This window comes from Nocardioides jejuensis (assembly GCF_004337475.1).
Taxonomy (GTDB): domain Bacteria; phylum Actinomycetota; class Actinomycetes; order Propionibacteriales; family Nocardioidaceae; genus Nocardioides; species Nocardioides jejuensis.
Genome location: NZ_SJZJ01000018.1, coordinates 11,619 through 31,636, shown reverse-complemented (window position 1 = coordinate 31,636; position 20,018 = coordinate 11,619). Strand labels below are relative to the sequence as shown.

General features: G+C 70.2%; 14 protein-coding genes. 8 read left to right on the top strand and 6 right to left on the bottom strand.

Annotation, left to right across the window (positions count from 1 at the left end; translation table 11 throughout):
• Window positions 1-25: 25 nt before the first annotated feature.
• Window positions 26-1,039, bottom strand: coding sequence for a LacI family DNA-binding transcriptional regulator (locus EPD65_RS11505; protein ID WP_131584252.1), 1,014 nt, complete (start codon window positions 1,037-1,039; stop codon window positions 26-28).
• A gap of 157 nt (window positions 1,040-1,196) precedes the next feature.
• Here EPD65_RS11505 and EPD65_RS11500 point away from each other — a divergent pair, with 157 nt between their 5' ends.
• Genes EPD65_RS11500 through EPD65_RS11465 form a run of 8 tightly spaced genes read left to right on the top strand, consistent with a single transcriptional unit; the run spans window position 1,197 to window position 11,049 of the window.
• On the top strand, window positions 1,197-2,894 hold the full coding sequence (locus tag EPD65_RS11500) for a glycoside hydrolase family 13 protein (protein WP_243640563.1): 1,698 nt from the start codon (window positions 1,197-1,199) through the stop codon (window positions 2,892-2,894).
• A 26-nt stretch (window positions 2,895-2,920) separates the two neighbouring features.
• Window positions 2,921-4,201 (top strand): ABC transporter substrate-binding protein, encoded by a 1,281-nt coding sequence (locus EPD65_RS11495; protein ID WP_131584250.1) that lies wholly within the window; start codon window positions 2,921-2,923, stop codon window positions 4,199-4,201.
• Window positions 4,202-4,226: 25 nt separating this feature from the next.
• Complete coding sequence (locus EPD65_RS11490) at window positions 4,227-5,240, top strand: carbohydrate ABC transporter permease (protein ID WP_131584248.1); 1,014 nt, start codon at window positions 4,227-4,229, stop codon at window positions 5,238-5,240.
• On the top strand, window positions 5,237-6,073 hold the full coding sequence (locus tag EPD65_RS11485; RefSeq protein WP_131584246.1) for a carbohydrate ABC transporter permease: 837 nt from the start codon (window positions 5,237-5,239) through the stop codon (window positions 6,071-6,073). The genes EPD65_RS11490 and EPD65_RS11485 overlap by 4 nt, the downstream gene beginning before the upstream one ends.
• A gap of 29 nt (window positions 6,074-6,102) precedes the next feature.
• Window positions 6,103-7,182, top strand: a complete 1,080-nt coding sequence (locus EPD65_RS11480; protein WP_131584244.1) for an ABC transporter ATP-binding protein — start codon at window positions 6,103-6,105, stop codon at window positions 7,180-7,182.
• Window positions 7,183-7,219: 37 nt separating this feature from the next.
• The gene (locus EPD65_RS11475; protein ID WP_131584242.1) at window positions 7,220-8,161 is read left to right on the top strand and encodes a carbohydrate kinase family protein; all 942 of its coding nucleotides are present in this window, start codon (window positions 7,220-7,222) and stop codon (window positions 8,159-8,161) included.
• Window positions 8,148-9,800 carry a glycoside hydrolase family 13 protein gene (locus EPD65_RS11470; protein ID WP_131584240.1) on the top strand — a complete coding sequence of 551 codons (1,653 nt, stop codon included), beginning with the start codon at window positions 8,148-8,150 and terminating at the stop codon, window positions 9,798-9,800. Before EPD65_RS11475 ends, EPD65_RS11470 begins: the two co-directional genes overlap by 14 nt.
• A gap of 28 nt (window positions 9,801-9,828) precedes the next feature.
• Window positions 9,829-11,049 (top strand): DUF4032 domain-containing protein, encoded by a 1,221-nt coding sequence (locus EPD65_RS11465; RefSeq protein WP_131584238.1) that lies wholly within the window; start codon window positions 9,829-9,831, stop codon window positions 11,047-11,049.
• Window positions 11,050-11,095: 46 nt separating this feature from the next.
• On the opposite strand, the gene glgA is transcribed toward EPD65_RS11465, so the two are convergent.
• The 5 genes from glgA to glgX are packed head-to-tail and all read right to left on the bottom strand — an operon-like array spanning window position 11,096 to window position 19,893.
• Window positions 11,096-12,250, bottom strand: coding sequence for a glycogen synthase (glgA, locus tag EPD65_RS11460; protein ID WP_131584299.1), 1,155 nt, complete (start codon window positions 12,248-12,250; stop codon window positions 11,096-11,098).
• Window positions 12,251-12,255: 5 nt separating this feature from the next.
• Complete coding sequence (gene glgC / locus EPD65_RS11455; protein WP_131584237.1) at window positions 12,256-13,464, bottom strand: glucose-1-phosphate adenylyltransferase; 1,209 nt, start codon at window positions 13,462-13,464, stop codon at window positions 12,256-12,258.
• Window positions 13,461-15,680, bottom strand: a complete 2,220-nt coding sequence (gene glgB / locus EPD65_RS11450) for a 1,4-alpha-glucan branching protein GlgB (protein ID WP_207891521.1) — start codon at window positions 15,678-15,680, stop codon at window positions 13,461-13,463. Before glgB ends, glgC begins: the two co-directional genes overlap by 4 nt.
• Window positions 15,677-17,764 (bottom strand): maltotransferase domain-containing protein, encoded by a 2,088-nt coding sequence (locus tag EPD65_RS11445; RefSeq protein ID WP_131584235.1) that lies wholly within the window; start codon window positions 17,762-17,764, stop codon window positions 15,677-15,679. Before EPD65_RS11445 ends, glgB begins: the two co-directional genes overlap by 4 nt.
• Complete coding sequence (glgX, locus tag EPD65_RS11440) at window positions 17,761-19,893, bottom strand: glycogen debranching protein GlgX (RefSeq protein WP_131584233.1); 2,133 nt, start codon at window positions 19,891-19,893, stop codon at window positions 17,761-17,763. The genes EPD65_RS11445 and glgX overlap by 4 nt, the downstream gene beginning before the upstream one ends.
• Window positions 19,894-20,018 lie beyond the last annotated feature (125 nt).

Sequence of the window (20,018 nt, the reverse complement as noted above, 5' to 3'; positions counted from 1 at the left end):
GATCTTTTGCGTGCAAAAGTCGGGATCAGGTCGGCGGTGCCGCCGTCGAAGCGCGGATCACCAGTTCGTGCGGTTCGACGACGTCCTTGACGGGCAGGTGGGCGAGCCGACGCAGGATCATCTCCGCAGCCATCTCGCCCTGGGCGGCGACGTCCTGCCGGACCGTCGTGAGTCCCATGACGGCGGCGAGAGGGTGGTCATCGATCCCGACGATCGAGACGTCCTCCGGCACACGGTGGCCGGAGCGGCGCGCCCCCTGCAGGGCGCCGAACGCGATCTCGTCGGAGAAGCAGAGGATCGCGGTGGGTGGCTCCGCCAGCGCGAGCAGCTCTTCGGCGCCGGTTGCTCCGTCGAGAGGCGTGAAGGGCACCGACACGACGTACTCCTCACGGGCGGGGATGCCGGCGTCGGCAAGGCCCTGCAGGTATCCCTCGAGCCGCTGGCTGTCCGGCGCCCAGTGCTCGTCGCCGTAGATCGTCGCGCGGATCATCGCGATGCGCCGGTGGCCGAGGCCGACGAGGTGCTCGACCGCGGTGGCTGCGATGGCCCGGTCGTCCACCTCGACGTGCGCGAAGTCCTTGATCCGTCCGCCGGCCACGACCACTTCGACGCCGAGCAGGTCGAGTCGGTCGACCTCGTGCTGGGGTAGTGGCAGGGCGATGAGCACGACACCGTCGACCTTGCGCCGGGTGGGCAGGTCGCGGAAGAACCGGCCGCGCACCTCGGCGTCGCTGACCTGGTAGAGCAGGACGTCGAGGTCGGCCTCGCGCAGGCGGCGTTCGATCGCGGCCAGCATCTCGCCGTAGAACCACTTCTCCGTCGCGGGAACGACGACCCCGACGCGCCCCGTCTGGCCGCCGGACAGGCGGGAGGCCTCCGGCGAGATGACGTACGCGAGCTCGTCCGCGATCTCGAGGATCCGGGCGCGCGTCGCCTCGCCGACGCCGGGCAGGCCGCGCATCGCGCGGGACACCGTCGCTACGGAGACCCCGGCGCGACGCGCGACGTCGGCCATGTTGATCTCGGAGCGCTCCACCACGCGGCTCAATCTAGACGCCTCCTGCCGAGACTTCGGGCGTTGCCGGTTCGGGTCACTTCGCATCGACCCCTTGACAGTCGAGTGTGACGGCCGCCACGATCTAACGCAAACGTTTACGTGACCGTGATCACGGTCTTCTCATGGAAGGGCGATCCCCTTGCTGCAGTCCACGACCACCGCCTCCGTGACCCTCACCGGGTCTGACGACGTGGCCCCCGAGCGCGGCCCCTGGTGGGCCGACGCGGTCGTCTACCAGGTCTACATCCGCTCGTTCGCGGACGGTGACGGCGACGGTCTCGGCGACATCGCCGGCCTCCGCGCGCGCATCCCGTACCTCGCGGAGCTCGGCATCGACGCGATCTGGATCAACCCCTGGTACCCGTCGCCGCAGGCCGATGCGGGCTACGACGTCGCCGACTACCGCGACATCGAGCCGGCGTACGGGACGCTCGCGGAGGCGGACCTGCTGATCGCCGAGGCCCACGCCGCGGGCATCCGGGTGATCCTCGACATCGTCCCCAACCACACCTCCGACCAGCACGCGTGGTTCCAGGCTGCCCTCGCCGGTGACGAGGCGGCCCGCGACCGCTACCTCTTCCGCCCGGGCAAGGGCGAGGCCGGCGAGCTCCCGCCCAACAACTGGGAGAGCATCTTCGGCGGCCCCGCCTGGCGGCGTACGACGGATGCCGACGGCAACCCTTGTGAGTGGTACCTCCACTTCTTCGCGCCCGAGCAGCCCGACCTGAACTGGGAGAACCCCGAGGTCCGTGCCGAGTTCGAGGACGTCCTGCGGTTCTGGTTCGACCGCGGCGTCGACGGCTTCCGCATCGATGTGGCGCACGCGTTGATCAAGGAGGACGGGCTGCCCGACGCGGGCGACCACGACCCGTCGGCTCCGCATGCCTATGAGCACCCCGGCTTCGACCGCGACGGGGTCCACGAGATCTACCGCGACTGGCGCCGCATCGCCGACTCCTACGACCCGCCCCGGGTCTTCGTCGCCGAGGCCTGGGTGCAGAGCAACGAGCGGCTCGCGCGCTACCTGCGCCCCGACGAGCTGCACACCGCCTTCCAGTTCGACTTCCTGCGCGCGCCGTTCGACGCGGGCTACATGAAGGAGGTCGTCGACGACGCCCGTGCCGCCTCCGCCCTCGCGGGCGGCACGAGCACGTGGGTCCTCTCCAACCACGACGTCGTCCGCCACGTCACCCGCTACGCGCGCAGCCAGCCGGACGCGATGGTCGAGTCCTCGTGGGACCGCCTGCGCTGGCCGCACGAAGAGGCCGACCTGGATCTCGGCGTACGCCGGGCGCGCGCGGCCGCCCTCTTCATCCTCGGCCTGCCCGGCACGGCTTACGTCTATCAGGGCGAGGAGCTCGGCCTCCCCGAGGTCGAGGACGTCCCGGATGCAGCGCGCCAGGACCCGACGTTCCTGCAGGCCGACAACGGCGACGTCGGTCGCGACGGCTGCCGCATCCCGCTCCCGTGGGGTGGCGAGGGCGCCGCGCACGGCTTCAGCCCTGCCGGTGCCACCGCGGAGCCCTGGCTCCCGCAGCCCGCGAACTGGTCCCACTTCAACGCCGCAGACCAGGAGTCCGACCCGGGCTCCGTGCTCCACCTGTACCGCCGCGCGCTCCGGCTGCGGCGGGCCCACCTGGCCGGTGCCACCGGCTTCGCGTGGGTACCCACGTCCGACGACGTCGCCGCGTTCCGGCACGGCGACGTCGAGGTCTGGCTCAACACCGGCTCCACCCCGGTCGCGCTGCCCGCTGGCGAGGTCCTCCTCGCCTCCAGCCCGGGAGCCCCTGCCGGCTTCCTGGCCCCCGACAGCGCCGCCTGGCTCCGTCGTTCCTGATCGACCCGCACACAAAGGAAGTACCCATGCGTCACGCCCGCATTGCAGCCTCCGTCGCTGCGCTCAGCACTCTCGCGCTTCCCCTCGCCGCCTGTGGCGGTGGTGGTGGCTCGTCCTCCAACGACGCGTTCGCCGCGCACCTGAAGGACCGCGGTCCGATCACGTACGTCCAGGGCAAGGTCAACGACAACGCGACCCACGAGGTCATCGCCCGGTGGAACGCCGAGCACCCCGACGAGAAGGTCACGCTCAAGGAGCAGACGGCCGCGGCCGACCAGCAGCACGACGACCTGGTCCGCAACTTCGACGCGAAGAACGCCGACTACGACGTCGTCTCCGTCGACCTGGTGTGGACCGCGGAGTTCGCGGCCAAGGGCTACCTCCAGCCGCTCAAGGGCGACCTCGCCATCGACACCAACGGTCTGCTCGACTCGGCGGTCAAGGGCGCGCAGTACAACGGCACCCAGTACGCGGCGCCGATGACCAGCGACGGCGGCATGCTCTACTACCGCTCCGACCTCGTGAAGACCCCGCCGAAGACCTGGGACGAGCTCTTCGCTGACTGCGCGATCGCGAAGCAGGCGCACATCGACTGCTACGCCGGTCAGTTCAACAAGTACGAGGGCCTCACGGTCAACGCCTCCGAGGCGATCAACGGCGCCGGCGGCTCGATCGTCGGCACGGACGGCAAGACGCCGACGGTCGACAGCCCCGAGGCGACCAAGGGCCTCGAGGTGCTCGCCAAGGCCTACCAGGACGGGGACATCCCCAAGCAGGCGATCACCTACCAGGAGGAGGAGGGCCGACAGTCCTTCGAGTCGGGCAAGCTGCTCTTCCTGCGCAACTGGCCCTACGTCTACAGCCTGGCGTCGGGCGAGGCCAGCTCGAAGGTCAAGGGCAAGTTCGACGTCGCTCCGCTCCCCGGCTTCGATGGCGTGGGTGCCTCGACGCTCGGCGGTCACAACGCCGCGATCAGCGCCTACTCCGACCACAAGGCGACCGCGATCGACTTCCTGAAGTACCTCGAGTCCGAGGAGGCGCAGTCGCTCTTCCTCGGCAAGGGCTCGCTCGCCCCGATCCGGACCGAGGTCTACAAGGACCCGGCGCTGGTGAAGAAGTACCCGTACCTGCCGACGCTGCTCACCTCGATCGAGAACGCCGTCCCGCGCCCGATCACGCCGTTCTACCAGGCCGTCACCAAGGCGGTCCAGGACAACGCGTACGCCGCGATCAAGGGCGACAAGACGTCTGCCCAGGCGGTCAAGGACATGGCCGCCGCGATCAAGGCTGCGTCGTCGGGTCAGTGACCCGACCGCACTCCGGAGAACTGCGATGACACGCAAGGAATCCGGGTCCACGGCGCCTGCCCCGGCCCGGCGACGCCTCTCGCGTCGCCGGGCCCGGGGGAACTCCCTGGACCCGCACGAGACCAGGCGCGCCCTGCTGCTGGTGGCGCCCGCCCTGGCCGTCCTCGCCCTGGTGATCGGCTACCCGGTCGCTCGCGCGATCTGGATGTCGTTCCAGGCCGACCAGCACGTCGAGAACGGCTTCTTCGTCCAGGGCGGCTTCGCCGGCCTGGATAACTACAAGCACTGGCTTCTGCAGCGCTGCGGCGACGTCGCCTGTCCGCCGGGCAACACCGGGTCGTCGTTCTGGGAGGTCGTGGGCATCACGCTCTTCTTCACCGTGGTCACGGTGACGATCGAGCTGGTCCTCGGCTTCTGGTTCGCGACGATCATGAACGGCAAATTCCGCGGGCGCAGCCTCGTGCGCGCGGCAGTCCTGATCCCGTGGGCGATCCCGACCGCCGTGACCGCCAAGCTCTGGTACTTCATCTTCAGCTACGACGGCATCGCCAACACGCTGTTTGGCGCCCACGTGGTCTGGTTCGGCGACAAGTGGGCAGCGCGGAGCGCGATCATCGTCTCCGACGTCTGGAAGACGACGCCGTTCATGGCGCTGCTCATCCTGGCCGGCCTGCAATTGATCTCCGAGGACGTCTACGAGGCCGCGAAGGTCGACGGAGCCAGTGCCTGGCAGCGGTTCTGGGCGATCACCGTCCCGCTGGTCAAGCCCGCGGTCGTCGTCGCGCTGCTCTTCCGCACGCTCGACGTGCTCCGGATGTTCGACCTGCCGTACATCATGACCGGCGGTGGAGCCGGCGACGGCAACGACACCACGACCCTGTCGATCCTGGTGATCAACGAGTCGCGCAACGGCTTCAACAGTGCTGCGGCGCTCTCGACGCTGACCTTCCTGCTGGTCTTCGGCGTCGCGTTCCTGTTCGTCAAGTTCCTCGGCGCCAACGCGACCGGGGCCGAGCCGAAGGTGAAGGCGAAGCGATGACCACCACCTCCCGCTGGCGCAGCGCGCGCACGTACCTCGGCGTCGCCCTCATCGTGGTCTGGGGCCTCGCCCCGTTCTACTGGATGGTCGTCACCGCGTTCCGCGACCTGCAGTTCACGTTCGACCCCACCCCGTGGCCGACCCACGTGACCCTGGACAACTTCCGCACGGTCTTCGACACCAGCCGCAACCACTTCGGCCGGTCCCTGCTCAACAGCGTCTTCATCGGCGGCGTCGTGACGGCGATCGGTCTGGTCGTCGGTGTCTTCACGGCGTACGCCATGGCGCGCCTGCGCTTCCCGGGCAAGAACGCGATCCTCGCCGTGATCCTCGCGGCCTCGATGTTCCCCGGCGTCGCGCTGGTGACCCCGCTCTTCCAGCTGTTCCGCAACATCGGCTGGTACGGCAGCTACCAGGCGATGATCATCCCCGACATCTCCTTCGTGCTCCCGCTGACGATCTACACGTTGACCGCGTTCTTCCGTGAGATGCCATGGGAGCTCGAGGAAGCAGCCCGCATCGACGGCGCGACCAAGCGCCAGGCGTTCACCAAGATCATGCTGCCGCTCGCCGCACCCGGCGTGGTGACCACGGCGATCCTCGCCTTCATCGCGGCGTGGAACGAGTTCCTGATCGCCAGCCAGCTGAGCAACGACAAGTCGCAGCCGGTCACGGTGGCGATCGCGAGCTTCAACGGCACGCAGCCCCACGTCGAGCCCTACACCGCGGTCATGGCTGCGGGCACGGTCGTCACCATCCCCCTCATCCTCATGGTCCTCGCCTTCCAGCGGCGGATCGTCGACGGCCTGACGGCCGGCGGCGTCAAGGGCTGACCCGCACCACGTTCGAAGGAGAAATTTCCATGGCACGAGTGACCTTCACCGGCACCCAGCGGTGGTACCCCGGCACGGATTCGCCCGCTGTTCCCGGCATCGACCTCGAGATCGAGGACGGCGAGTTCATGGTCCTGGTCGGCCCGTCGGGGTGTGGCAAGTCCACGACCCTGCGGATGCTGGCCGGTCTGGAGGAGGTGAACGCGGGCACGATCCACATCGGTGACCGTGACGTCTCCGCGATGGCCCCCAAGGACCGTGACATCGCGATGGTCTTCCAGTCCTACGCGCTGTATCCGCACATGACGGTGGCGGAGAACATGGGCTTCGCCCTGAAGATGGCGAAGGTCGGCAAGGAGGAGCGCGAGCGGCGGGTCAAGGAGGCGGCCGCGATGCTGTCGCTGACCGAGTACCTGGACCGCAAGCCGAAGGCCCTGTCCGGTGGTCAGCGCCAGCGTGTGGCGATGGGTCGGGCGATCGTCCGCAAGCCGCAGGTCTTCTGCATGGACGAGCCGCTGTCCAACCTGGACGCGAAGATGCGCGTGCAGACCCGCACCGACATCGCCAAGCTCCAGCGCGAGCTCGGCGTCACGACCGTCTACGTCACCCACGACCAGGTCGAGGCGATGACGATGGGCGACCGTGTCGCGGTGATGAAGGACGGCGTCATCCAGCAGTGCGACACCCCGCTGGCCCTCTACGACAAGCCGGCCAACCTCTTCGTCGCCGGCTTCATCGGATCGCCGCAGATGAACCTGCTCGAGGGGATCGCGGTCAACGGACAGGTGACCGTTGGTGGCTACCCGATTCCGGTCGACCCGGTGGCGGCCAAGCGGATGGACGGCGCGGTCGTGGTCGGCGTTCGCCCGGAGAACTGGCGCCTGGTCGGCGCCGGTGAGGGTCTGCCGGTCACGGTGAACGTGATCGAGGAGCTCGGCGCCGACGCGTTCGTCTACGGCACGTGTGAGGCACAGGGGACCCCGCACGACATCATCGTGCGTGCCCACGGGCGCGACGCGACGAGCAAGGGCGACGTCCTGCACGTCACCACCGATCCGGCGCACGTGCACGTCTTCGACAAGGAGACCGGTGTCCGCCTCTCTGCCTGATCAGACGCGGCCTGACCAGGTGCGGCCGGAGCGGCAGGTGTCCGGGCCGGTCCTGGTCATCGGCGAGGCGCTGGTCGACCTGATCCGCCGTCCCGGGCAGCCAACGGTTGCCCGGGTCGGCGGGAGCCCGCTGAACGTCGCGGTCGGCCTGAGCCGGCTCGACGTACCGGCGGCGCTGCACACGTCGATCGGCGCAGACGACGACTACGGCGCGATGATCGAGGTCCACCTGGCGGAGAACGACGTCACGCTGGTCGTTCCCCCCTCGGCCCGCCGTACGTCGACGGCGACCGCGATCATCGACGCACACGGTGCCGCGACGTACGAGTTCGACCTCGAGTGGTCCCTCGAGCCCGCGGTCCTCGACCGCCCGCGACTCGTGCACACCGGCTCGATCGGGGCGCTGCTCGCCCCGGGTGCAGCGGTGGCCGCGCAGACGGTCCGCCGGCACTGCACGTCGGCCACGATCTCGTACGACCCGAACGTGCGCCCCGCGCTGATGGGTGACCGCGACTCGGCTCGCGCCCGGATCGAGGAGCTCGTCGGCCTGGCCGACGTGGTCAAGGCCAGCAGCGAGGACCTGGAGTGGCTCTACCCGGACGACGACCTCGACGAGGTCGCCGGGCGCTGGCTCGCCCTCGGCCCCGCACTCGTGGTCGTCACCCACGGTGCCGACGGGTCGTACGCCGTCAGCCCGGGCGCCACGGCCCGGGTGCCTGTTCCCGCTGTCGACCTGGTCGACACGATCGGCGCAGGTGACTCGTTCATGGCGGGCCTGCTCGCTGCGCTCTCCGACGCGGACCTGCTGGGTCGCCGGCACGAGGCGCGGCTGCGTTCTCTCGACGAGGCCGCCCTCCGGGGCCTGCTCGAATTCGCGGCAGCCTGCGCCGCCGTCACCGTTTCCCGCCCTGGCGCCGACCCGCCCCGACGGGACGCGCTCGCTCCGACAGGAAAGGTCAACCCCCTTGCTGCACAGTGACTCCGCCGCTCCCTGGTGGGCCGACGCAGCGGTCTACCAGGTCTACATCCGCTCCTTCGCAGATGGAGACGGCGATGGCGTCGGCGACCTCGCCGGCCTGCGAGCCCGGATCCCGTACCTCGCCGAGCTCGGCGTCGACGCGATCTGGATCAACCCCTGGTATCCCTCGCCGCAGGCCGACGGTGGCTACGACGTCGCCGACTTCCGCGACATCGAGCCGGCGTACGGCACGCTTGCCGAGGCAGACCTGCTGATCGCGGAGGCACACGCTGCGGGGCTCCGGGTGATCCTGGACATCGTCCCGAACCACACGTCCGACCAGCACGCATGGTTCCAGGCGGCGCTGGCGGGCGATGCCGCAGCGCGTGCCCGCTACCTCTTCCGCCCCGGCAAGGGTGAGCACGGCGAGCTGCCGCCCACCAACTGGAAGAGCGTCTTCGGAGGCCCGGCCTGGACGCGGCTAGTTCACCCGGACGGCACCCCCGGCGAGTGGTACCTCCACCTCTTCGCGCCCGCGCAGCCCGATCTCGACTGGGAGAACGCCGAGGTCCGCGCCGAGTTCGAGGAGATCCTGCGGTTCTGGTTCGACCGGGGTGTCGACGGCTTCCGGGTCGACGTGGCGCACGGCCTGGTCAAGGACCAGAGCTTCGCCGACGCCGACGGCCCGATGGGGCTCCTGCGCAACGACCACACGCACCCCGCCTGGGACAACGACGGGGTCCACGAGATCTACCGCGGCTGGCGGCGGGTAGCCGACTCCTACGACCCGCCGCGCATCTTCGTCGCCGAGGCCTGGGTCTCCGGCAACGAGCGGCTGGCGCGCTACCTGCGACCCGACGAGCTCCACACGGCGTTCCAGTTCGACTTCCTCGGGGTTCCTTTCTCGGCTGCCGCGATGGCTCCCGTCGTCGACAGCGCGCGGGACGCCGTCGCGGTCGCCGGCGGCACGACGACCTGGGTGCTCTCCAACCACGACGTCGTCCGCCACGTCACGCGCTATGCCCGCAGCCAGCCGGAGCACTACATCGACTCCGCGTGGGACCGCCGTCGGTGGGCCGACGAGAAGGCCGACCTGGATCTCGGCGTACGCCGGGCGCGCGCGGCCACCCTGTTCGTGCTCGCCCTGCCGGGCACCGTCTACCTCTACCAGGGCGAGGAGCTCGGCCTGCCGGAGGTCGAGGAGATCCCGGACGAGGCGCGCCGGGACCCGGTCTTCCAGATGAGCACCGACGGTGACGTCGGTCGCGACGGCTGCCGGATCCCGCTCCCGTGGGGCGGCGACGGTGCAGCGTCCGGCTTCTCGCCAGCGGGTGCCCACGCCGCGCCGTGGCTCCCGCAGCCGGCCGGTTGGGAGCGGTTCAGCGTCACCGCTCAGGAGGACGATCCGGCATCGGTCCTCAGCCTCTATCGCGCGGCGCTGCGGTTGCGGCGTACGTACCTCAGGGGCGCTACAGACTTCGCCTGGGTGCATCGCTCCGACGACGTGGTCGCCTTCCGCGTCGGCCCCGTCGAGGTGTGGACGAACACGGGCGGATCGCCGGTCCCGCTGCCTGCCGGCGAGGTGCTCCTCGCCTCGGCAGGCGGGGCCCCCGACGGGTTCCTGCCCGGGGCCGCGACGGCCTGGCTGCACCGGTCATGACCCGCCGAGCAGGCGGGCAGGTGGAGCCGTGAGGTTCATCTTCAGCCCGCCTGCGGACGGCGCAGCCGGGCTGCTCGACCTGCCCTGGGAGCGACCGCTCGCGACCTGGCAGGACGAGCGCCTGGTCGAGATGCCGACCGCCGGCATCCATCGCCACGTCGTGCGCTTCGTCGACACCCCCGAGGGGACGTTCGTCCTCAAGGAGCTCCCCGACGACCTTGCACGCCGCGAGTACCGGTCACTCCGTGAGCTCGCCGACGTGAGCATCCCCGCCGTCGAGGTGGTGGGCGCCTGCCTGGATCGCGAGGGCCAGGACTCGATCCTGGTGACCCGCTTCCTCGGCTACTCCGCGACGTACCGCCGTCTGCTCAGCACGATGCAGGCCGGGCCGCAGCTCGACGCCCTGATCGGCGGGATGGTCGAGCTCCTGGTGCGGCTGCACCTGGCCGGCTTCCTGTGGGGCGACTGCTCGCTGTCCAACACCCTGTTCAAGCTCGATGCCGGTGACCTCGAGGCCTACCTCGTCGACGCCGAGACGATGGAGCACCACGCGACCCTGAGCGTCGGTCAGCGGTGCCTGGACCTGGACTGCGCCTACGAGCGGATCGGCGGCGAGCTGATGGACCTCGAGGCGGGTGGCCTCCTCGCCGAGGACGTCGACCCCGTCGACACCGCAGAGAGCGTGCGCGAGCGCTATCACGCCCTCTGGAACGAGGTGAACCGCGAGGACGTCGTCGCCAAGGACGAGCAGCGCTACCTCATCGGCGAACGGATGCGACGCATCGAGGAGCTGGGGTTCGATGTCGACGAGGTCGAGCTCCTGCCCGCGGAGGACGGCTCGACGGTGCGCGTGCGCACCCGCGTCGCCGACCCCGGGCGCTGGCGCCGTCTCCTGATGCGCCGGACCGGACTCGACGTCCAGGATCAGCAGGCGCGTCGGCTGCTGGCTGACATCGCGAGCTTCCGTGCGTGGCTCGAGCAGGAATCGGGCCGGCCGGTCTCCGAGGCCGCTGCCGCGAGCCGGTGGGTGCTGGAGTGCTACAGCCCGATCGTGTCCGCGATCCCGCCCGAGCTGGGTGGCAAGCGGGATGAGGCGGAGGTCTTCCACGAGGTGCTCGAGCAGCGCTGGCTGCTCTCCGAGCGCGCCGGCCGTGACGTCAGCACGTCCGAGGCGGCCCGTCACTACTTCGAGGTGGTGCTCCCCGAGCTGCCCACGGGTTCGCTGCCCGCGATTCCCGACGACGACTGACCGGTCATCGGTGGGTGCTGCCTCGGAGGAAGCACCCGCCGAACGGTCAGAGCAGAGAGCGGTACAGCGCGGCCGTCTGCTCGGCGATCGGCCCCCAGCCGAACTCGTCGCGGGCCCGGTTCATGCCGGCGATGCCCAGCCGGGCCGCGAGCGTGGGGTCGGCGACCAGCCGGTTGGCGGCGTCCGCGATGCCCCGCTCGAAGCCGTCCGGGTCGTCGGCGTCATACGCCACGAGAATCCCGGTCTCGCCGTCGACGACGACGTCCGGGATGCCACCGACACGGCTCGCGACCACCGCTGCACCGCACGCCATCGCCTCGAGGTTGACGATGCCGAGCGGCTCGTAGACCGACGGGCAGCAGAAGAAGAGCGCGTGACTCAGCACCTGCCGGACGTCCTCGGGCGGCAACATCTCGGAGACCACGAACACGCCCGTACGCCGCGCGTGCAGCTCGGTGATCGCCACGTCCGTCTCGGCCTTGAGCTCAGGGGTGTCGGCCGCGCCGGCCAGTAGCACGAGCTGCAGGTCCGGGTCGAAGTCGAGTGCGGCCCGGAGCAGGTGCGCGACGCCCTTCTGCCGGGTGATCCGGCCGACGAACGCGGCGTACGGCCGGGACGGGTCGACGCCGATCCGGTCCAGCACGTCGCGTGCCGGATCGGGGTAGTAGAGGTCCGCGTCGATGCCGTTGTGGATCACGTGGATCTTCGCCGGGTCGACGGCCGGGTAGGCGCGCTGGATGTCGCCGACCATCGCCCTGCTGACAGCGACGACCGCATCTGCCGACTCGTACGCCGTCCGCTCGGCCCACGAGGACAGCGCGTAGCCGCCGCCGAGCTGCTCGGCCTTCCACGGGCGGTCGGGCTCGAGGGAGTGGGCGGTGATGACGTGGGGGACGCCGTAGAGCAGCTTCGCCCAGTGGCCGGCCATGGCGGCGTACCAGGTGTGGGAGTGGACCAGGTCGGAGCCCTCCACCGCAGCGGTCATCGAGAGGTCGGTGGAGAGCACGCGCAGTGCAGAGTTCGCCGCCGCGAGCCGCTCGTCCTCCTCGGAGTGCGCGGTGGCGCCCGGGCGGGGCGCCCCCATGCACTGCACGTCGACGTCGACGAGCTTCGCGAGCTCACGGGCCAGGAACGTGACGTGGACACCGGCGCCGCCGTAGACGTCGGGCGGGAACTCGCGGGTCAGGATGCTCGCGCGCAGGTCGCTCATACGAGCTGCCCCTTCCCGATCACCACGACACCGCCGGGGCTGACGTGGAAGCCGCGACGGCGGTCCTCGTCGTGGTCGATGCCGATCAGCGTGCCCGGCGGGACCACGACGTTCTTGTCGATGATCGCGTTGCGGATGATCGCACCCTTGCCGATCTGCACGTTGTCCATGAGGACCGAACGCTGCACCGTCGCGCCGTCGTCGATCCGGGTGTTCGTCGCGAAGACCGACCTCTCGGTCGTGGCGCCGGAGATGATCGACCCGGCACTCACGATGGAGTCGCGGACCGTCGCGCCGTGCACGAACTTCGGGCCGGGCAGCTGTGCCTGGTACGAGTAGATCGGCCACCGGTCGTTGTACAGGTTGAAGATCGGCTCCGCGGAGACGAGGTCCAGGTGGGCCTCGTGGTACGAGTCGATCGTGCCGACGTCGCGCCAGTAGCCGCGGTCGCGCTCGTTGGAGCCCGGCACGTCGTTGTCCTTGAAGTCGTAGACGGCGGCCCTGCCCTTGGCGACCAGCGCGGGGACGATGTCGCCGCCCATGTCGTGCCTGGAGGTCGGGTCGAGGGCGTCGGCCTCGAGCACCTCGATCAGCGCGTCGGCACTGAAGACGTAGTTGCCCATCGAGGCGAGGACCTCGTCGGGGGAGTCGGGCAGGCCCGGCGGGTCGGTCGGCTTCTCGAGGAACTCGGCGATCGTCTCGCCGTCCTCGGCCACCGTCATCACGCCGAACTGGTCAGCCTGGCTCCGCGGCACCCGGATGCCGGCGACGGTGACCGCGGCGCCGGAGGCGATGTGCGCGTCGACCATCTGGCGGGCGTTCATCCGGTACACGTGGTCGGCGCCGAAGACGACGATGATGTCGGGCTTCTCGTCCACGATCAGGTTCATCGACTGGTAGATCGCGTCGGCGCTGCCCTGGTACCACTGCTTGCCGCGCCGCTGCTGCGCCGGCACCGGCGTCACGTAGTTGCCGAGCATGCTCGACATCCGCCAGGTCAGCGAGATGTGGCGGTCCAGCGAGTGCGACTTGTACTGGGTCAGGACGGCGCACTTGAGGAAGCCCGAGTTGATCAGGTTCGACAGCGCGAAGTCGACCAGCCGATAGCTGCCTGCGAACGGCACGGCGGGCTTCGCACGGTCCTCCGTGAGCGGCATCAGCCGCTTGCCCTCGCCGCCGGCGAGGACGATGCCCAGCACCTTCATCGCAGTTCTCCTTCGTTCGTTTCCGTGGGGATGTCAGTGGTGGTGGTCGCCGACGGGGCAGCGGGGGTCAGCCAGACCACGCCGAGGGGAGGTACGACGAGCTCGGCCGAGGCCGGCTGGCCGTGCCAGGGGTGGTCGGTGGCCTCGACGGAGCCGAGGTTGCCCATCCCGCTCCCGCCGTACGCCGAGGCGTCGGTGTTGAGCACCTCGAGCCAGGTCCCGGCCGATGGCAGCCCGATCCGGTGGCTGGTGAGCGGCACGGGGGAGAGGTTCGCGACGACCGCGACGGGCTCGCCGGAGGCCGACCAGCGCAGGAACGCGATGACGTTGCGCTCGGCATCGTGGGCCTCGAGCCAGGCGAAGGCGGCAGGGTCGTGGTCGGACTCCCACAGCGCGGACGACGAGCGGTAGGTCGCGTTGAGGTCGGTGACCAGCCGGCGTACTCCCTCGTGGTCGGGGCGGTCGAGCAGCCACCAGTCGAGCTCGCGGGGCTCGGACCACTCGCCCTCCTGGGCGATCTCGCAGCCCATGAAGAGCAGCTGCTTGCCCGGGTGGGACCACTGCAGGGCAAGGAGGGTGCGCAGGTTGGCCAGCTGCTGCCAGCGGTCGCCCGGCATCTTGCCGAGCAGCGACCCCTTGCCGTGCACGACCTCGTCGTGGCTCAGCGGAAGGGTGAAGTTCTCGGAGAACGCGTAGACGAGGCTGAAGGTCAGCTCGTCATGGTGGTGGCTGCGGTGCACCGGGTCACGCTGGAAGTACTCCAGGGTGTCGTGCATCCAGCCCATGTTCCACTTGAAGCCGAAGCCGAGGCCGCCTGCGTCGGTGGGCCGGGTGACGCCGGGCCAGGAGGTCGACTCCTCGGCGACCATGAAGGCGCCGGGCACGGACCGGTAGACCGTGGCGTTGAGCTCCTGGAGGAACTGCACGGCCTCGAGGTTCTCCCGGCCGCCGTGGATGTTGGGCGCCCACTGGCCGTCCTCGCGGGAGTAGTCGAGGTAGAGCATCGAGGCAACGGCGTCGACCCGGAGCCCGTCGACGTGGAACTCGCGCAGCCAGTAGAGGGCGTTGGCGACCAGGAAGTTGCGGACCTCCGGGCGGCCGAAGTCGAAGACGTAGGTGCCCCAGTCCGGGTGCTCGCCGCGGCGCGGGTCGGGGTGCTCGTAGAGCGGCGTCCCGTCGAAACGGGCGAGGGCGAAGGCGTCCTTCGGGAAGTGCGCCGGCACCCAGTCGAGGATCACGCCGATGCCGGCGTTGTGGAGCGCGTCGATGAGGCGGCGCAGCCCGTCGGGATCACCGAAGCGTGCGGTCGGCGCGTAGTAGGAGGTGACCTGGTAGCCCCACGAGCCACCGAACGGGTGCTCCATCACCGGGAGCAGCTCGACGTGCGTGAACCCCATCTCCACGACGTACGCCGTCAGGTGCTCGGCCAACTCGTCATAGCTGTACGACGTGCCGTCGGGGTGGCGCCGCCAGGAGCCGAGGTGCACCTCGTAGACCGACATCGGCGCGAGGTCGGGGCGGCTGGTGCGTCCCTCCATCCAGGCGTCGTCGGTCCACGCGTGGGCGCTCTCGAACGCGACCGATGCGGTCAGCGGCGGCACCTCCGTACGCCGCGCCAGCGGGTCCGCCTTCTCGGCCCAGACGTTGTCGCGTCCGAGGATCGCGAACTTGTAGGCGAAGCCGGGCTCCAGGCCGGGCACGAAGAGCTCCCACACACCCGCGTCGCCGAGGCGGCGCATCGGGTGCTCGCGCCCGTCCCAGCCGTTGAAGTCGCCCGTGACCCGGACTCCGCGGGCGGCCGGGGCCCAGACCGCGAACGCCGTCCCGGCGACGCCGTCGACGGTCGCTCGGCGCGCACCGAGCACCTCCCAGAGCCGCTCGTGGCGACCCTCCCCGACCAGGTGCAGGTCGAGCTCGCCGATGGTCGGCCAGTGCCGCCACGGCTCGTCGAGGACGTGGACGACGCCGTCGCCCCAGGTGACCTCGAGGCGGTAGTCGGTGACCGGTGCGTCGAGCGGGGCCTCCCACACGCCGGCGTGCACGTGGGTGAGCGGCACCCGCAGGTCGTCGGTGGTCAGCGTGACGCTGGCGGCCAGTTGCTTGAAGGCGCGGATGACGACGCCCGCGTCCGTGGTCTGCACGCCGAGGACCCGGTGCGGGTCGTCATGGTGGCCGGCGACGAGCGCGTCCAGCTCGGCGACGAGTGCGGTGCTCATGCCGCGCCTCCCTGGTCAGCGGTGGTACGCCGCACGCGCAGGATGTGCGCCGGTTCGACGCCGGGGTCGAGGCGGACGTAGTTCGCCGCGCCCCAGGTCCAGGTCTGGTCGGTGAGCAGGTCGGTGACCTCGAAGGAGCCGTCCGCTGGTAGACCGAGGGCGGCCAGGTCGAGGTGGACGACGGTCTCCCGGGTGTGGTCGGGGTCGAGGTTGACGACCACGATCACCGCATCGCCCGTGGGGTCCGCGAGGTCGGCCTTGCTGAAGCAGAGGACCGCGTCGTCCTCCGCGGAGTGGATGACCACGTTGCGCAGCTGCCGCAGCGCGGCGTGCTCGCGGCGGATCCGATTGAGCAGGGTCAGGTACGGCGCCAGGGTCTGCCCGGACGCCTCGGCAGCGGCCCAGTCGCGCGGGCGCAGCTGGAACTTCTCGGAGTCGAGGTACTCCTCGGCCCCCGGGCGCAGTGCCTGGTGCTCGCACAGCTCGAACCCGGCGTACACACCCCAGCTCGGGGAGCCCGTCGCGGCGAGCACCGCGCGGATCTTGAACGCCGCCGGCGTACCGCTCTGGAGGTGGAAGGGGTTGATGTCCGGGGTGTTGACCCAGAAGCTCGGCCGCAGTGCCGCGCTGGTCTCGTGCGAGACCTCGGTCAGGTAGGCCTCCAGCTCGCTCCGCGTGGTGCGCCACGTGAAGTACGTGTACGACTGGTGGAAGCCGACGGTGGCCAGCGCCCGCATCATCGGGGGTGCCGTGAAGGCCTCGGACAGGAAGACGACGTCGGGGTCGGTGGCCCGGATCCGGGCGAAGAGGTCGGCCCAGAAGTGCACCGGCTTGGTGTGCGGGTTGTCGACGCGGAAGATCCGGATGCCGTGCGCCATCCAGTGCCGCAGCACGTGCTCCGACTCGGCGAGGATGCCGGCGTAGTCGTTGTCGAAGTTGATCGGGTAGATGTCCTGGTACTTCTTCGGCGGGTTCTCGGCGTAGGCGATCGAGCCATCGGCGCGGGTCGTGAACCACTCAGGGTGGGCCTCGACCCACGGGTGGTCCGGTGCTGCCTGGAGGGCGAAGTCGAGGGCCACCTCCAGCCCGACCTCCGTCGCCGCGGCGACGAACGCGTCGAAGTCCTCGAGCGTGCCGAGGTCGGGGTGCACCGCGTCGTGTCCGCCGTGGCGCGATCCGATCGCCCAGGGTGACCCGACCCAGTCCGCGGGGTGGGGACCGGCGGGCTCCAGGACCACGTTGTTGGGGCCCTTGCGGTTGACCTCGCCGATCGGGTGGATCGGCGGGAGATAGAGCACGTCGAAGCCCATCGCGGCGACGGCGGCGAGGCGATCGGCCGCGGTCCGGAACGTGCCGGAGACGAGTGCGCCGTCCGCGCCGGGCCGGGCGCCCTCGGAGCGCGGAAAGAACTCGTACCAGCTCGTGACCAGTGCGCGTTCGCGGTCGACGAAGAAGGGGTGCTGCTCGTCGCTGCTGAGCAGGTCGCGCAGCGGGAAGGCGTCGATCGCGTGACGGATCTCCGCCGACTCCGCAGCGGCAAGCCGGATGCCGGGGGCGACGTCGGTCTGGGCGAGCAGCTTGCGCACCTTGCGCACGGCGGCACGGGTAGCGGCGTCCGCGCGGACCTCCTTCTCCCAGCGCTCGAGCAGCAGCACGCCCTCGACGAACATCAGCTCGACGTCGACACCCGCGGGGACCTTCACCGAGGTGGCGTGCAGCCACGTGGCGAGCGGGTCGCTCCACGACTGCACCGCGAAGGTCCAGTCACCGACGAGGTCCGGGACGACGACGGCGGCGAGCCGGGCGGCGTCGTACCCCTCGGCGCGCATGCGGACCGGGGGCCGCCGCTTGCCTTTCGGGTCGGTGAGAACGACGTCCGCGCCGTAGCGGTCATGGCCCTCGCGGAAGACGAGTGCCGAGACCTCGAACGGCTCGCCGACCGCGGCCTTGGCGGGGAAGCGACCGCCGCCGATGACGGGTGCGACGTCCATGACCGGGATCCGGCCCACCGCCCGTCCGTTGCCGGCGGCTGGGGCGACGTCCTTGCGCACGCGGCGTCCGCTGGTGACCGGGGTGTTGCTCATGAGCTGTGCTCCGCATCTGCTTGAAGGAGGACCAGGGAGTGCGACGCGAGCGCGATCGTCTCCCCGGCGAAGACCTGGGTGCCGGACGGCAGCAGCGGGTCCGTCGAGAGGACGACGGAGCCCGACTGGATCCACTTGTTGCGGGGCAGCTGGCACGTGCTGCTCTGCTCCGAGCCGTTGAGCCAGAGCAGGAACGACGCGTCGTGCTGCGCCTCGCCGTGGGGCCCGGGGGAGCGCAGGGGCGATCCGGAGACGAACATGCCGATCACTCGCAGCAGGTCGTCGTGCCAGTCGTCCGTGCTCATCTCACGCCCGGTGGGGTGGATCCACGAGAGATCGGGTGGCGCGCCGGGCGCGGTCGGCCGTCCCTCGAACCAGTGCCGCTGGCGCAGGGCCGGGTGCTCCCGACGGATCCGCAGCGCAGCCCGGGTGATCTCGAAGAGGTCCAGCCAGGCGTCCTTGGCCGACCAGTCGACCCACGAGATCTCGTTGTCCTGGCAGAACGGGTTGTTGTTGCCGCCCTGGGTGCGCCCGCGCTCGTCGCCAGCGGTCAGCATCGGCACGCCGTTGGAGAGGCAGAGGCTGGCCAGCAGGTTGGCCGCCACCCGGTGCCGGGTGGTCAGCACTGCCTCGTCGTCGGTCTCTCCCTCGACGCCGCAGTTCCATGACCGGTTGTTGTCGGTGCCGTCGCGGTTTTCCTCGCCGTTGGCCTCGTTGTGCTTCGCGTCGTAGCTGACCAGGTCGCGCAGCGTGAAGCCGTCGTGGGCGGTGATGAAGTTGACCGAGGCGTACGGCGAGCGGCCGTCGTCGGCGTACAGGTCCGCGGAGCCGGCCAGCCGGGTCGCGACCGTGCGGATGCCGTCGGAGCGCCCGCGCCAGAAGTCCCGCATGGTGTCGCGGTACTGGTCGTTCCACTCCACCCACGGTGGCGGGTACTGCCCGACCCGGTAGCCGTCCATCGAGGCGTCCCAGGGCTCGGCGATGAGCTTCACGTGGCGCAGGACGGGGTCCTGGCTGATCGTGGTCAGCAGGTGGCCGTGCATGTCGACGTCGTAGCCCGAGCGGGTGATCGCGGACATCAGGTCGAAGCGGAAGCCGTCGACGTGCATCTCCGTCACCCAGTAGCGGAGGGAGTCGAGGATCAGGCGCAGGGCGTTGGGGTCGCCGCTGTTGACGGTGTTGCCGCACCCCGTGACGTCCCAGTAGGTGTCGTCGAACGCGTCGTCCTCCGCGGCGACCCGGCGGTAGAAGCCGCGGTCGTCGAGGCCGCGCCACGAGAGGGTCGGGCCCGTGGGGCCGCCCTCGGCGGTGTGGTTGTAGACCACGTCGAGGATGACCTCGATGCCCGCGGCGTGGAAGTTGCGGACCATCTGCTTGAACTCGGTCACCTGCTGGCCGCGGTCGCCTCCCGCGGCGTACCCGTTGTGCGGAGCGAAGAAGCCGAGCGAGTTGTAGCCCCAGTAGTTGGTCGTGCCCCGCTCGAGCAGGCCGGTCTCCGGCACGAACTGGTGGACCGGCAGCAGCTCGACGGCCGTGACGCCGAGGTCGTTGAGGTACGACGTCACGACCTCGTGGCCCAGGCCGGCGTACGTCCCGCGGAGCTCCGCCGGGATCCGGTCGTGCAGCTTGGTGAACCCCCGCGTGTGGAGCTCGTAGATGACGGTGTCGCGCCAGCGTCGGCGCAGGAGGGCGTCGCCGCCCCAGTCGAAGTCGTCGTGGACGACGACACCGAGCGGCACGGAGCCGGCGGAGTCGAGGCCCGAGCGCACGGTCGGGTCATCGAGGTCGTGGCTGAAGATCGCCGGCCCTGCCTCGAGAACGCCGGAGACGGCGCGCGCGTAGGGGTCGAGCAGCAGCTTCTCCGGGTTGAACCGCAGGCCCCCGGCGGGATCCCAGGGACCATCGGCGCGGAAGCCGTAGCGCGTGCCGGGCGGGACCCCGGGCACCGCACCGTGCCAGATGCCGAGGCGGTGCTCGGTCAGCTGGAGCCGGGTCTCGACGCCCTCGTCGTCGACCAGGCAGATCCAGACGGCGGTGGCGGCGGGCGCATGGACGGCGAAGTTGGTCGACTCCTCGCTCCACGTCGCGCCCAGGGGCCAGTGGCGGCCGGGCCAGGTGGGTGCGTTCATGCAGTCGAGGTCCTCCCGTAGTGACGCGCGTCACGTTGTGTCTCCACGGTACAGACTTATGCATTGTTTGACTACCTAAGTGGGACAAGATCCGTTATTGATCGTGCGGCTTGTGTAATCTCCGC

Bases quoted from the DNA above. Each gene is read 5' to 3' on its own strand.
- EPD65_RS11495 (WP_131584250.1), top strand. From the start codon at position 2,921: ATGCGTCACGCCCGCATTGCAGCCTCCGTCGCTGCGCTCAGCACTCTC.
- EPD65_RS11490 (WP_131584248.1), top strand. From the start codon at position 4,227: ATGACACGCAAGGAATCCGGGTCCACGGCGCCTGCCCCGGCCCGGCGA.
- EPD65_RS11485 (WP_131584246.1), top strand. From the start codon at position 5,237: ATGACCACCACCTCCCGCTGGCGCAGCGCGCGCACGTACCTCGGCGTC.
- EPD65_RS11480 (WP_131584244.1), top strand. From the start codon at position 6,103: ATGGCACGAGTGACCTTCACCGGCACCCAGCGGTGGTACCCCGGCACG.
- glgC (WP_131584237.1), bottom strand. From the start codon at position 13,464: ATGAAGGTGCTGGGCATCGTCCTCGCCGGCGGCGAGGGCAAGCGGCTG.
- glgB (WP_207891521.1), bottom strand. From the start codon at position 15,680: ATGAGCACCGCACTCGTCGCCGAGCTGGACGCGCTCGTCGCCGGCCAC.
- EPD65_RS11445 (WP_131584235.1), bottom strand. From the start codon at position 17,764: ATGAGCAACACCCCGGTCACCAGCGGACGCCGCGTGCGCAAGGACGTC.
- glgX (WP_131584233.1), bottom strand. From the start codon at position 19,893: ATGAACGCACCCACCTGGCCCGGCCGCCACTGGCCCCTGGGCGCGACG.